This is a genomic window from Gilliamella sp. WF3-4 (genome assembly GCF_001690275.1).
In the GTDB taxonomy this organism is placed as follows: Bacteria; Pseudomonadota; Gammaproteobacteria; order Enterobacterales; family Orbaceae; genus Gilliamella; species Gilliamella apicola_C.
The window spans coordinates 93381-107497 of record NZ_LZGW01000020.1 but is presented as its reverse complement, the minus strand read 5'-3'; the positions used below and the strand labels follow the sequence as shown (position 1 = coordinate 107497).

Annotated in this window: 13 protein-coding genes and 2 rRNA genes; 13 read left to right on the top strand and 2 right to left on the bottom strand. The window is 35.8% G+C overall.

Going from position 1 to position 14117, the window contains the following annotated elements; genetic code table 11:
- The 13 genes from A9G47_RS05430 to gltP all read left to right on the top strand — a co-directional run.
- Positions 1–543 (top strand): 23S ribosomal RNA (locus A9G47_RS05430); the annotation flags it as partial.
- Between the two features lie 170 nt (positions 544–713).
- Positions 714–829, top strand: a 5S ribosomal RNA gene (rrf, locus tag A9G47_RS05425).
- Between the two features lie 131 nt (positions 830–960).
- The gene (locus A9G47_RS13925; protein ID WP_141673688.1) at positions 961–1143 is read left to right on the top strand and encodes a hypothetical protein; all 183 of its coding nucleotides are present in this window, start codon (positions 961–963) and stop codon (positions 1141–1143) included.
- A gap of 408 nt (positions 1144–1551) precedes the next feature.
- Complete coding sequence (gene rppH / locus A9G47_RS05420; protein ID WP_065568308.1) at positions 1552–2124, top strand: RNA pyrophosphohydrolase; 573 nt, start codon at positions 1552–1554, stop codon at positions 2122–2124.
- Complete coding sequence (gene lgt / locus A9G47_RS05415) at positions 2121–2990, top strand: prolipoprotein diacylglyceryl transferase (protein WP_065568309.1); 870 nt, start codon at positions 2121–2123, stop codon at positions 2988–2990. Before rppH ends, lgt begins: the two co-directional genes overlap by 4 nt.
- Positions 2987–3781 carry a thymidylate synthase gene (gene thyA, locus A9G47_RS05410; protein WP_065568310.1) on the top strand — a complete coding sequence of 265 codons (795 nt, stop codon included), beginning with the start codon at positions 2987–2989 and terminating at the stop codon, positions 3779–3781. The genes lgt and thyA overlap by 4 nt, the downstream gene beginning before the upstream one ends.
- 248 nt (positions 3782–4029) lie before the next feature.
- Positions 4030–4980, top strand: a complete 951-nt coding sequence (gene lpxL / locus A9G47_RS05405; RefSeq protein ID WP_065642372.1) for an LpxL/LpxP family Kdo(2)-lipid IV(A) lauroyl/palmitoleoyl acyltransferase — start codon at positions 4030–4032, stop codon at positions 4978–4980.
- A gap of 46 nt (positions 4981–5026) precedes the next feature.
- Positions 5027–6109 (top strand): 23S rRNA (cytidine(2498)-2'-O)-methyltransferase RlmM, encoded by a 1083-nt coding sequence (gene rlmM / locus A9G47_RS05400; protein WP_065642371.1) that lies wholly within the window; start codon positions 5027–5029, stop codon positions 6107–6109.
- Between the two features lie 20 nt (positions 6110–6129).
- Positions 6130–7971: a penicillin-binding protein activator gene (locus A9G47_RS05395; protein WP_065642370.1), complete on the top strand. Its 1842-nt coding sequence runs from the start codon at positions 6130–6132 to the stop codon at positions 7969–7971.
- Positions 7937–8308 carry a YraN family protein gene (locus A9G47_RS05390; protein WP_218057133.1) on the top strand — a complete coding sequence of 124 codons (372 nt, stop codon included), beginning with the start codon at positions 7937–7939 and terminating at the stop codon, positions 8306–8308. Before A9G47_RS05395 ends, A9G47_RS05390 begins: the two co-directional genes overlap by 35 nt.
- A 15-nt stretch (positions 8309–8323) precedes the next feature.
- Positions 8324–8902 carry an SIS domain-containing protein gene (locus A9G47_RS05385; RefSeq protein WP_065568336.1) on the top strand — a complete coding sequence of 193 codons (579 nt, stop codon included), beginning with the start codon at positions 8324–8326 and terminating at the stop codon, positions 8900–8902.
- Positions 8903–8998: 96 nt separating this feature from the next.
- Positions 8999–11689 carry a DNA topoisomerase (ATP-hydrolyzing) subunit A gene (gyrA, locus tag A9G47_RS05380; RefSeq protein ID WP_065642369.1) on the top strand — a complete coding sequence of 897 codons (2691 nt, stop codon included), beginning with the start codon at positions 8999–9001 and terminating at the stop codon, positions 11687–11689.
- A 95-nt stretch (positions 11690–11784) separates the two neighbouring features.
- Positions 11785–13095, top strand: coding sequence for a glutamate/aspartate:proton symporter GltP (gltP, locus tag A9G47_RS05375; protein ID WP_065568337.1), 1311 nt, complete (start codon positions 11785–11787; stop codon positions 13093–13095).
- 269 nt (positions 13096–13364) lie between these two features.
- Here gltP and rpmG read toward each other — a convergent pair whose 3' ends face one another.
- Positions 13365–13532: a 50S ribosomal protein L33 gene (gene rpmG / locus A9G47_RS05370; RefSeq protein ID WP_025314526.1), complete on the bottom strand. Its 168-nt coding sequence runs from the start codon at positions 13530–13532 to the stop codon at positions 13365–13367.
- Positions 13533–13547: 15 nt separating this feature from the next.
- Positions 13548–13784, bottom strand: a complete 237-nt coding sequence (gene rpmB, locus A9G47_RS05365) for a 50S ribosomal protein L28 (protein WP_034884345.1) — start codon at positions 13782–13784, stop codon at positions 13548–13550.
- Between the last annotated feature and the right edge of the window lie 333 nt (positions 13785–14117).

The window sequence follows — 14117 nt, the reverse complement described above, 5'->3', positions numbered from 1 at the left end:
GACGGCTCGAGCAGGTACGAAAGTAGGTCATAGTGATCCGGTGGTTCTGAATGGAAGGGCCATCGCTCAACGGATAAAAGGTACTCCGGGGATAACAGGCTGATACCGCCCAAGAGTTCATATCGACGGCGGTGTTTGGCACCTCGATGTCGGCTCATCACATCCTGGGGCTGAAGTAGGTCCCAAGGGTACGGCTGTTCGCCGTTTAAAGTGGTACGCGAGCTGGGTTTAGAACGTCGTGAGACAGTTCGGTCCCTATCTGCCATGGGCGTAGGAAAATTGAGAGGGTTTGCTTCTAGTACGAGAGGACCGAAGTGAACGCACCGCTGGTGTTCGGGTTGTGATGCCAATTGCATTGCCCGGTAGCTACGTGCGGAATAGATAAGTGCTGAAAGCATCTAAGTACGAAACTAGCCTTGAGATGAGTTTTCCCTGAAGAGATTCAGTAAGGTCCGTTTGAGACTAAGACGTAGATAGGTCAGGTGTGTAAGTGTAGTGATACATTGAGCTAACTGATACTAATGAACCGAGAGTCTTAACCTTACAACTCGGAGTTGTTTTGGAGTTACGCGATAGGATGATTGAAGTTGATGATTGTATAGAGATTGACTTTAAATTGTTTAATAAATGAGAGAGCAGTTTGTTCCGGATTGAGAGATTGTTGTGGATATGAGATAATACACAGTAATTGAGAGAAGAGAAGACAGGATATGTCTGGCGGTAATAGCGCGGTGGTCCCACCTGACCCCATGCCGAACTCAGAAGTGAAACGCCGTAGTGCCGATGGTAGTGTGGGTATTACCCATGTGAGAGTAGGGTGCCGCCAGACTTTTAAATTTAGTGAAGCCCAGCAGTGATGCTGGGCTTTTTTACGTTTGGTATTTTATTTAATGGAGCGCTTATTTGTATAATAATATCTAGCGCGGATAGTCCGAAGAATAACGTATTGAAGATGATAAAATGAGTTCACTAATTGCCTTTAATAAACCGTTTAATGTTGTGACACAATTTTCGGTGCATGAAAAATATCAAATATTAAAAGACAGTTATTATACTAATAGCTCTTTACTTAGAGTACGTTTATTGTTAGTTCATCAACTGGTTATAAAAGGTTTTTCCCTAATTGAGATGAAAAAATTTTAATGATGGCAGTGGTTACTAAGTTTGGCTTAATGTCGACGTGAATAAAACTACAGTTTTATGCTGACCGACATCCTAGCTAGTAGTTTGCGGGTTGGTAAATTAGGTAACTTTGTTGAGTTATCCACTTTTTCAATACAAGATGAAAGTGCCAAATAATTATTAATACCATGATGATATATTCTAATATGAGTATTTTCTTATCACGGCTGATTGTAGGCTACTGTTAGTGTAATTATCATTAATTAATGTTGGAATATGTGGTTGCTTATTTTGTTGAGCAAACTTTTTATGAACTATTATATAGTTTATATAAAGATATATTTACATGATTAATTCATTTTTTTATTTATTTATTGCCACATGTATGAAACAATTTAGGTATTAAAAATAATTTTTTTGAGGTAGTCAGTGATCGATAATGATGGCTACCGTCCAAATGTAGGAATAGTTATTTGCAACAGGTATGGTCAAGTGCTTTGGGCTCGCCGATATGGGCAAAATTCTTGGCAGTTTCCTCAGGGCGGAATAAAAATAAACGAAACGCCTGAACAGGCAATGTTTCGTGAATTAAATGAAGAAGTTGGTTTATCGTCAAAAGATGTGAAGATTTTATCTGTTACTAATGGTTGGTTGCGATACAAACTACCCAAAAGGATGATCCGTTGGGAAAATCAGCCAGTTTGTATTGGTCAAAAGCAGAAGTGGTTCTTATTAGAATTGATATCTGATGTGTCAGCAATTAATCTCAATATGTCTTCAACACCTGAATTTGATGATTGGAGATGGGTAAGTTATTGGTACCCTATTCGTCAGGTTATTGCTTTTAAAAGAGATGTTTATAGAAAGGCAATGAAGGAATTTTCTTTACCTGTGTTTACTATACAATCTGAAATTGCACCCCCGATGACTAATGTTTCAAAAAAGAAACGTTTTAACTTCTTTGCTCATAAACGAAAAAACAAAAAGCGTATTAAAAAATGAATCAATATTTACAATTTCCTAATTTTGATCCGATAGCTTTTTCTATTGGACCTATATCACTTCATTGGTATGGTGCTATGTATTTATTTGGGGTACTCGGTGCTCTTTACTTGGCTAAACGCAGAGCAAATAAACCGAATAGCCAATGGACATCACAGCAAGTTGAAAATTTATTATTTTGGGGATTTTTAGGCCTTTTTATTGGTGGGCGGTTAGGTTATGTGTTCTTCTATAACCTTGATGCTTTTATTAAAGATCCTGTGATTTTATTTAAAGTCTGGGAAGGAGGTATGTCTTTTCATGGTGGCTTAATTGGCGCTGTTTGTGTTATTGCTATTTTTGCTAAAAAGACAAATAAAAGTTTTATGCAAGTAGGCGATTTTGTTGCTCCTCTAGTTCCTATTGGTCTGATGTTTGGGCGGTTTGGTAATTTTATTAATGGGGAGCTTTGGGGACGAGTAACTGATTCGCCTATAGGTATGCTATTTCCAGCTTCCTCGCATGCCGATTTTATGTATGTTCAGACTCATCCAGAATGGTTTTCTCTATATTCTCAGTTAGATGGTATTTTACCAAGACATCCATCGCAGCTTTACGAAATGCTATTTGAAGGTGTTGTGCTGTTTATTATCTTAAATATTTTTATTCGAAAACCAAGACCAACGGGGGCTGTATCTGGGTTGTTTTTGCTTTGCTATGGTTTATTTAGATTTGTTATAGAATTTTTTAGACAGCCAGATGAGCAATTAGGTTTATTTTTAAATATTTTTAGTATGGGGCAAATTCTATGTTTACCAATGATTATTGGTGGCATTTTAATGATCTTACTTGCGTATAGATTTAACAAGAAGGCAAAAATACGATGAAACAATATTTAGCGTTAATGCAAAAAATTTTAGATGAGGGTACCTCTAAGTCAGATCGAACAGGCACAGGAACGCTATCTATTTTTGGTCATCAAATGAGATTTAATTTACAAGAAGGCTTTCCCCTTGTGACAACTAAAAAATGCCATTTACGTTCAATTATTCATGAATTACTTTGGTTTTTGAAGGGTGACACAAATATTAACTATTTAAAAGACAATAAAGTAACTATTTGGGATGAATGGGCTGATCAAAATGGTGATTTAGGTCCTGTATATGGTAAACAGTGGCGAGCATGGGGTGCTGATGATGGTCGTCAAATAGATCAAATTTCGCAGTTAATTGAGCAAATTAAAAATGATCCTGACTCTAGACGTATGATTGTTTCTGCTTGGAATGTCGGTGAATTAGACAAAATGGCATTAGCACCGTGCCATGCTTTTTTCCAATTTTATGTTGCAAATGGTAAGCTTTCTTGTCAGCTGTACCAGCGTTCTTGTGACGTATTTTTAGGGTTGCCGTTTAATATTGCAAGCTATTCTTTGTTAGTTCACATGATCGCACAGCAATGTGACTTACAAGTGGGGGACTTTGTGTGGACCGGTGGTGATACACATCTTTATTCAAATCATATGGAACAAGCCTATTTACAATTAAGTCGTGAGCCAAAAGTATTACCAAAATTAATAATTAAACGTAAACCTCCAACAATTTTTGATTATAATTTTGAGGACTTTGAAATTATGGATTATGATCCTTACCCAGCGATTAAAGCCCCTGTTGCAGTTTAAAGCTTGGTAAAGAATTTTTAGGAAATAGATACATTTTGTGTATGTTTTATTGCTAAATAAAAATGAGAAAATAAATATTAGGGATTAATCAAATTATTTCCTAATGTTTATTTTAAATTATCATTTTTACTCAAAACAAAAATTAAAGGAAATATTTATTTAAATGTAAGTATTTTATTTTCTGCTTCGCAATTCAAGATATGGTATATAATAATCTACTACTGTTTAAATAGCTATTTGATCTTACTATGAGCCCAAATCAGGAAATTCGCCCTATTTTTACTAAACGGTTACTGCACCCTCGTTATTGGTTAACGTGGTTTGGTATCGGCGTTTTATATGTAACTGTTTTATTACCTTACCCAGTTATTTACCAAATTGGTAAAGGACTAGGTTTACTTTCAATGCGACTGATCGGAAAACGTAAAGAAACAGCAAGGCAAAATCTTAAGCTCTGTTTTCCAAAAAAATCGCAACAAGAACGAGAGCAGATGTTGCGTGAAAATTTTATTTCGACTGGCTTGGCTATTTTTGAGACAGGTATGGCTTGGTTTTGGTCAGATAAACGGCTTGCGAAATATGTTTCTATTGTTGGCGACTTTAACATTACAAAAGTGCAACAATCAGGCCAAGGTGTTTTGCTTATTGGCATTCATTTTTTAACTTTGGAATTAGGTGCTCGTATTTTAGGAATGAGCCATCCTGGTGTAGGTGTTTATCGACCCAATGATAATCCGGTCATGGATTATGTTCAACTTAAAGGTCGGCTCAAGTCAAATAAATATATGCTAGACCGTCATAACACAAAAGGGATGATTCGTGCACTAAAAAATGGCGAGCTGTTGTGGTATGCGCCTGACCACGATTATGGTCCTAAAAATAGCGTATTTGCACCACTATTTTCAGTTGAAAAAGTGGCAACAACGGTGGGAACTCGCATATTAGTTAAATTAGGTCAGCCTGCAATTATTCCCTTTACGCCAAAACGTGAAGAAGATGGTCACTACACAGTTTACGTTACCTCAGAACTGGAAGGTTATCCAATAGATGATGATGTACGTGCTGCTACTTTTATGAATAAAGTCATTGAGCAAGAAATTTTAAAAGCACCAGAACAATATATGTGGTTACATCGGCGATTTAAAACTCGCCCAAAGGGAGATGCTCCTTTATATACCGATAATGTTCAATCCGATTAAAATTGCTGTTATTTATAGCTTTTGTTGAAAGAGTAAAAATTACAATATGCAAAAACTAAATAAAATTATTTTATATTGTCGCTGTGGATTTGAAAAAGAGTGTGCAGCAGAAATTACCGATAGAGCAGCAAAAAAAGAAATATACGGCTATGCAAAAGTGAGAGAAAGCAGTGGCTATGTTGTCTTTGAATGTTATCAAGATGGTGATGCACAATTGATAATAAAAGATTTAGCTTTTCGAACATTAATTTTTGCAAGACAAATGTTTGTATCGGGCGATTTATTAACAGATTTGCCGACAAATGACCGAATTTCTCCTATTATTGATGCATTAGCTGGTCCTATCGATAAAGCTGGCGATTTGCGTGTTGAAGTTGCCGATTCAAATGAAGGCAAAGTGCTTTCTGGATTTTGCCGAAAATTTACTGTTCCCCTTCGCCAAGCGTTGCGCAGTAAACGTATTTTATTAAAAGTCCAAAATCCATTAAGACCTGTAATTCACTTATTTTTTATCAATAATAATAGCTGTTATGTTGGTTATTCGCTAAGCCAAAATAATTCACCTTTTTATATGGGCATTCCTAGACTAAAATTTCCAACTGATGCGCCAAGCCGTTCTACACTAAAATTAGAAGAAGCTTTTCATATTTTTATTCCTTATGAAGAATGGGATGAGCGTTTAAAGGGGGGGATGAATGCGGTTGACTTAGGTGCTTGTCCTGGCGGTTGGACTTATCAGTTGGTTAAAAGATGTATGATGGTTTATGCCATTGATAATGGGGCTATGAATGAAAAACTAATGGAAACAGGGCAAGTTAAACATTATCGTGAAGATGGCTTCAAATTTGTGCCTAAAAAGCATAATATTTACTGGTTGGTTTGTGATATGGTTGAAAAACCAGCCAAGGTAACTGAATTAATAGCCAAATGGCTAATTAATGGCTGGTGCAGAGAGGCTATTTTTAACCTCAAACTACCAATGAAAAAGCGTTATGAAGAAGTAAAACAAAGTTTACAATTGTTAAACGATGAATTAAATAATAAAAAAATCAATGTACAAATTCAGGCTAAGCAGCTTTATCATGATCGAGAAGAAGTGACCGTTCATGTACAACGAATTTGGGGATAACAACTTACAAGAGAATGGGTATGAATTTAAAACGCTCCTTTTATATTATGTTAATTATGTCACTATTTACATTTTTGGCAGGATGTACTTTTGAAACATCAAAGCAATCACTTAGCTTTGATAATAACAAAAATTCTAGTTATTATTTATCACAAGCAGATAATAGTTCTGGCTCTGTGAAAGTTAATTGGCAATTATTAGCTATTCGAGCCCTAATAAAAGAAAATAAATTGACACAAGCAAACACATTATTATCAAATTTACCTTCCGATCTTAATGCTGAACAGAAAGAAGAAAAATTATTATCACAAGGTGAAATTGCTGTAAAAAAAAGGCGTCCATTTGACCTTAATCAATTAACGATTGTTGATTTGAATAACTCACAGCTATATCGCTATTATATGATAAAATTAGGCTTAGATATAAATAGTAAAGATATTAATGCCCAAGCTCATGATTATCTTCAATTAGAAAAATATGTATCTGAAACTGAAAAAAGGCAACTATTAAACAGTACATGGAATTTTTTTAGTAAGTTAAAGGCTGATAAAATCGGTAAAGTTTTAGTGGGTGAAGATGACATTACATTACAAGGTTGGATTGATTTGGCATATGCTTATCAACAAAATAATGATGTACCTGCTCCACAAGATGATGATACGCCAGACACAATTGCTACAAAATCTCAAAATCAAAAGCAATTATTAAAACAAGCCATTAATAATTGGACTATACAATACCCTGATCATCCAGCTAAAGAAATTATATCAATATTGACTGGTGAACAAACGCTTGCAGTTGATGCTAATGGAAAAAAGGTTGCTTTATTGTTACCATTAAGTGGTTCTTCTCGTATATTTGGTGAAACTATTCGTCAAGGTTACATTGATGCTATAAAGTTTTTTCCACAAGAACCGCAACAAAATGTAATTGTAGTCGATACAACTAGTGCTCCTATGGATGCTTTAATCCAGCAAGCACAGGAACAACATGTTGAATTAATTGTCGGTCCTTTATTAAAAAATGAAGTAACTAAAATAAAAGAGCTAGCGCCTGCTATCCCTGTTTTAGCCTTGAACAAAGTTGATAAAACAACTACTTCTGCTAATAAAATGTGTTTTTTTGCTTTATCTCCAGAAGATGAAGCAAAAGATGCAGCTGACCATATTTATTCCCAAAATAAAATAAAACCACTGGTATTAGTGCCTCAAAATGATTTGGGAAGGCGTGTTGCGCAAAGCTTTGCAGCACAATGGGCACAACTGTCGACAAATAGTTCACAAGCTTACGTACAATATTTTGGTAACGCTAAAACACTAAGTGCTAATATGAATCACAATGTCGGTATTAGCCTTGCGGGAAGCCCTATTTCGAATGATGAAGTATCATCAGGTGAAATGATATCGGCTGGGTTTGATGCTATTTACATTTACGCATCATATGATGAATTGACGTTGATAAAACCAATGCTTGATATGGGCGCTAATAAGAATATTGGTAACTCATCTGCTGTCATGATTTATTCAAGCTCAAAAAGCCATGTTGTTAATGCTTCTGATGATTTTTATTATGATATGAATAAAACTGAATATGCTGAAATTCCTATGATTCAAAAGGATAATGTGAATACAAAGATACCTAGCAATGTTCAGAAAGATTATTCGTTAATGCGTTTATATGCCATGGGGATTGACGCGTGGAGGCTTACCAATCGATTTAATCAACTCAATTCATATCAACTCAATTTTCTAGATGGTATGACTGGTAAATTATCAACAAGTGATCAATGTGAAGTGACTCGCTCACTCTCTTGGCAGCAATACATTTATAGCGGAGCTAACTCTGATTCGAAAAGCGAATAAAAAACAAATTGGTGAGTATTATGAAAATATTGCTTGTCAATACCTACTTAAGCAAGGGCTTAAACTTCTAGACTATAATGCCCAATTTCGCTTTGGTGAACTTGATTTAATTATGCTAGATGGTAAATGCCTTGTTTTTATTGAAGTACGTTATAGAAAAAATGCCAATTTTGGCCATGCTGAAACGACTGTGACGTTAAATAAGCAAAATAAAATAAAGCAAACTGCTCAGCAATGGATGATAACGCAAAATTTAAATATTGAAGATACAGAGTTTAGGTTTGATGTTTTTGCTATTACAGGTAAAAGTCAAAAATGGATTATTAACGCATTTTAATTTTTGGGTGAAAGCGTGCAAGATTTAATTAAAAATTATTTTACTGAAAGTATTCAAACTCAAATTGTGATGGCAGAATCACTTGGTTATTCTATTGAAAAAGCAGCAAATATTATTGTTGAGAGTTTACTTAATGGCAATAAAATAATGAGCTGTGGTAATGGCCCATCTGCTGCTAATGTACAAAGCTTTACTTCGCGTTTGATCACCAGTATTAATATCGAAAGACCAAGCATTCCTGCAATAGCTCTTGTATCGGACAATGTTTTATTAAGTGCAATTGCCAACCATGAAGAAATTTATGCCCGCCAAATTCAAGCATTAGGGCAGCAAAGTGATGTTTTAATTATAGCAACGTGCCAAGGAAATAGCAGAGCCATTATTCGAGCCGTTCAAGAGGCAGTAATTAAAGACATGAAAATTGTCGCTTTAACTGCTTTTGATGGAGGCGAAGTTATTGGTTTGCTTGGGCAAAATGATATTGAAATAAGAGTCCCATCTTACAACAAAGTGATGGCATATGAAATGCACGCAATGATTTTAAATTGCTTATGCCAATTAATTGAAAATACATTGTTTATTCATAGCGAATAAGTTGAAATAAAAACAGTTTAGTTCTGCATTACTAGCGTTTTTATGCTATATTATAGCCTGTTATGATGACTTAAATTAATAAGAGAACATGGTGTTATGACCGAATTAGCCAAAGAAATAACCCCCGTTAATATTGAAGATGAACTAAAATCCTCTTATCTTGACTACGCAATGTCTGTTATTGTTGGACGTGCTTTACCTGATGTCCGAGATGGCTTAAAGCCTGTTCATAGGCGTGTTTTATTTGCTATGCATGAAGCGGGATATGAGTGGAATAAACCATATCGAAAATCAGCTCGTGTTGTTGGGGACGTTATCGGTAAATACCACCCACATGGTGATTCAGCTGTTTATGATACAATTGTGCGGATGGCTCAGCCATTTTCATTGCGTTATATGTTGGTTGATGGCCAAGGGAACTTCGGTTCTGTTGATGGTGATTCAGCAGCGGCAATGCGTTATACCGAAATTCGTATGCAAAAATTTGCAGGCTCGTTATTAACAGATCTAGATAAAGAAACAGTTGATTTTTCACCTAACTACGATGGATCAGAAATGATCCCAGATGTGTTACCTACGCGAATTCCTAATTTATTAGTTAATGGTGCGTCTGGGATTGCTGTTGGTATGGCAACAAATATTCCTCCACACAATCTCTCTGAAGTTATTAATGGTTGCCTAGCTTTTATTGAAGATGAAAATATTTCGGTTGATGGTTTAATGGAGTATATTCATGGGCCAGACTTTCCAACCGCAGCATTAATTAATGGACGTAAAGGCATTGAAAATGCTTATCGTACTGGTCGTGGTATTATTTATATTCGGTCTAAGGCGACAATTGAAGTCGATGATCATAGTGGGCGGGAAACCATTATAGTCCACGAGATCCCATATCAAGTTAATAAGAAAAAACTGATCGAAAAAATTGCAGAATTAGTTAAAGATAAAAAAGTAGAAGGCATTTCAGCATTACGTGACGAATCTGACAAAGATGGTATGCGTATTGTTATTGAAATCAAGCGAGATGCGGTTGGTGAAGTTGTATTAAATAATCTTTTCTCGTTGACTCAATTACAAGTTTCGTTTGGTATCAATATGGTTGCTTTACATAAAGGTCAACCAAAGCTTTTAAACTTACGTGACATGATTGAAGCTTTTGTCTTTCATCGTCGAGAAGTAGTAACACGTCGGACAATATACGAATTACGTAAAGCTCGTGAGCGTGCTCATGTATTAGAGGGTTTAGCGATAGCGCTTGCTAATATTGATCCTGTGATTGAGCTTATCCGAGCAGCATCAACGCCTAGCGAAGCAAAAACGAAATTATTAGCGCAAGCTTGGCAATTAGGTAATGTTGCTGCAATGCTTGAAAAGGCGGGTAATGATGCTGCTCGTCCTGAAGATTTAGCACCAGAATTTGGTATCCGCCAAGGGCACTATTACCTATCAGAGGCACAAGCACAAGCTATATTAGATCTTCGTTTACATCGTTTAACAGGCCTAGAACACGAAAAAATTCTTGATGAATATAAAGATCTATTAGTTCAGATTGGTGAATTATTGCGCATCTTAGCTAGTTCAGAACGCCTAATGGAAGTGATTCGCGAAGAACTAGAAAGTGTTCGTGACCAATTCCAAGATGCAAGGCGAACTGAAATTACAGCAAGCAGTGCAGATATCAATATTGAAGACTTAATAGCTCAAGAAGATGTCGTTGTTACGCTTTCGCACCAAGGTTATGTCAAATATCAGCCACTGTCAGATTATGAAGCTCAACGTCGTGGTGGTAAAGGTAAATCGGCAACTAAAATTAAAGAAGAAGACTTTGTTGAAAAATTATTAGTTGCTAATACTCACGATACTATCCTTTGCTTCTCTAGCCGTGGGCGATTATATTGGATGAAAGTTTACCAACTACCTGAAGCTAGTCGTGGTTCGAGAGGGCGCCCAATCATTAATTTATTACCGCTTGAAGAAAATGAACGCATTACCGCAATTCTACCAGTTAGAGAATTTGATGATGAACATTGCGTATTTATGGCAACAGCGCAAGGTACCGTTAAGAAGACGTCATTAATTGAATTTAGTCGCCCTCGAAGTGGGGGGATTATTGCGATTAACTTACGTGATGATGACGAGCTAATTGGCGTTGATTTAACGAGCAATGAAACGTCTGACACTGTTGATGATGAAGAACTTAATGATGATGTCATTGTTGATGAGATTGAGAATGATGATGAAGTTTCTCAAATCTCTAATACAGAAGATATTATGTTGTTCTCTGCAAATGGTAAAGTTGTTCGATTCCCAGCCAATAAAGTTCGTTGCATGGGGCGAACGGCGACGGGCGTTCGAGGCATTAAATTAGAGGGCGATGACAAAGTCGTATCACTGATAGTTCCTCGAGGAAATGGAGCAATCTTAACGGCAACCCAAAACGGTTATGGCAAACGTACTGAACAAGAGTTATATCCAACTAAATCACGCGCAACTAAAGGAGTGATATCTATTAAGGTGAGCGAACGAAATGGTGCAGTTGTTGGTGCAGTACAAGTTGAGGAAACAGATCAAATTATGCTGATTACTGATGCAGGTACTTTAGTGCGTACTCGAGTATCTGAAGTAAGCATTGTAGGCCGAAATACTCAAGGTGTAACCCTGATTCGAACAGCTGAAAACGAAAAAGTTGTTGGACTGCAGCGAATTGCTGAAACGGAAGATGAAGTTGAATCAGAATTATCTCAAGATGCTTACGGTAGTGATGATTCTACTCAAGAATCTGAATAATAATTTTTAATTACAAAAAAAGGATTAGTTGGTATTGCTAGTCCTTTTTTGTTTTCCAATATCGTGAAAAGGAATAGAATTGCATGTCTTTCTCAATAAAAAAAGTCTTAACTAATCTTGCATGGCAGATTTTGATTGCATTAATTTTAGGGATAGCGGTGGGGGCTTATTTATTTGAACTCTCTACTCCTAGCCACCCTTTACACTCTTATTATCAATTTTCGATAGTCAACATTTTCCAACCAGCGGGCGATATTTTTATTCGTTTAATTAAAATGATTGTCCTGCCTATTATACTTAGTACATTAACTTTAGGTATTGCTGGTATTGGTGGTTCGAAACGATTAGGGACATTAGGCCTAAAAACAATACTTTATTTTGAGATTATTACCACGATTGCTATCTTATTAGGTCTTTGTTGGGGAAATATTTTTGCGCCGGGAGCGGGAATTGACTCTTCAACACTTGCAACAGCAGATGTGAGCAAATATGCAAAGGCAGCTGAAGAATTAAGTGGAAAACCTCATGGCTTAATTGTCATGATTCTTGATATGATTCCTGCAAATATCTTTAAAGCAATGGCTGATGGAGCTATATTGCCTGTTATCTTTTTCTGTGTCTTTTTCGGCTTAGGTCTAATGTCGTTACCAGATAAACAGCGCGAGCCTTTTGTATTTTTCTTAAAGGTTATCTCTGACACTATGTTTAAAGTTACTAACATGATTATGCGTTATGCCCCAATTGGTGTATTCGCTCTCATTACTGTGACTGTTGCCAAATATGGATTTGAATCTTTATTACCACTACTTAAACTGATTTTAACTGTTTATTCAGCGATGATTATATTTACATTAGTGGTGCTTGGTCTTGTTTGTAAAATTTGTCGTTTTAATATTTTCACACTGCTAAAAATATTGAAAGAAGAACTGGTTATCGCATTTTCAACTGCAAGCTCTGAAACAGCATTACCGAAAATTATTGAAAAAATGGAGTCATATGGCGCACCAAAATCGATTACAAGTTTCGTTATTCCAACAGGTTATTCATTTAATCTTGATGGCTCAACGCTTTATCAAAGTATTACAGTTATCTTTTTAGCCCAATTATTCCATATTGATTTAACTATTTTAGATCAAATTATAATTGTCATTACCCTAATGATAGCTTCTAAAGGTATAGCAGGAGTACCAGGTGCTTCAATCCTTGTGTTATCCGCAACACTTGGCAGTGTTGGCATTCCCCTTGAAGGGATTGGTTATATTATGGGGGTAGAGCGTATTTTAGATATGGGTAGAACGGTTGTTAATGTGGTTGGCAATGCATTAGCTGCAATTGTTATAGCTCGCTGGGAACATGTTTTTGATGACAAAAAAGCAAGAGCCTATGAACAACAATATTTGAAATAGAGTTATTTTTTTACTGACAAAAGCGCCGTTAACAACTGGCGCTTTTTTATTTTTTCAAGGAGTGCTTTTAAATAGCTAACTATCTTAATTGCTATCAGTTGTATGATTGTGGGCTTAAGTTATATTAATTTAAAACAGTAAAAAAGGCAGGCGAACATGCAAGTGTGGGTAATAAGTTGGTAGGCAGATATTGATAGTTATGATGGTTATGTATAGAAAAAAATAAAATAAAAAACCCAGCATTTGCTGGGTTTTTTATTTATCTAAAACTATTTAATTTTAGCTTCTTTATAAATTACATGCTGACGAACAACGGGATCATACTTTTTGATCTCCATCTTTTCAGGCATAGTTCTTTTATTTTTGCTAGTGGTATAAAAATGACCTGTACCAGCAGAAGAAACTAATCTAATTTTTTCGCGTACACCTTTTGCCATGATATGGTTTCCTTATTAGTACTTTTCACCACGGGCACGAAGTTCAGCTAAAACCGCATCAATACCCTTTTTATCGATAGTACGCATACCTTTAGCAGATACACGCAATTTTACAAAACGTTTTTCACTCTCAATCCAGAAACGGTGAGTTTGAAGGTTTGGTAGAAAACGACGTTTAGTAGCATTCATCGCATGGGAACGATTATTTCCTACTAAAGGACCTTTTCCTGTTACTTGGCATACTCGTGACATGTCAATAATTCTCCGAAATTTCAATGCTTAAGCCCTGGGCGTAATATGTTAATGGAATTAACCTCGTCAGGCTTTTAGTTTGCTGCAGTTCTATCTGAGAAGCAGTCTAACCTCTCACACTACACCCATAATAATGAGGTAGCGAAGTATACGCTGTTATACACAAATTCTCAAGCATTATCTTATTTAAGTGTAAAAATAAGATCATTATCCAAATAATTATTAACAAATAAATAATAATTGTTGTGATAACACTATTATGGCTAAGGTTAATTTAGATAAATATAAAAACCGTTTAATTTTATGATAAATATGGTTTAATACTATTAATTA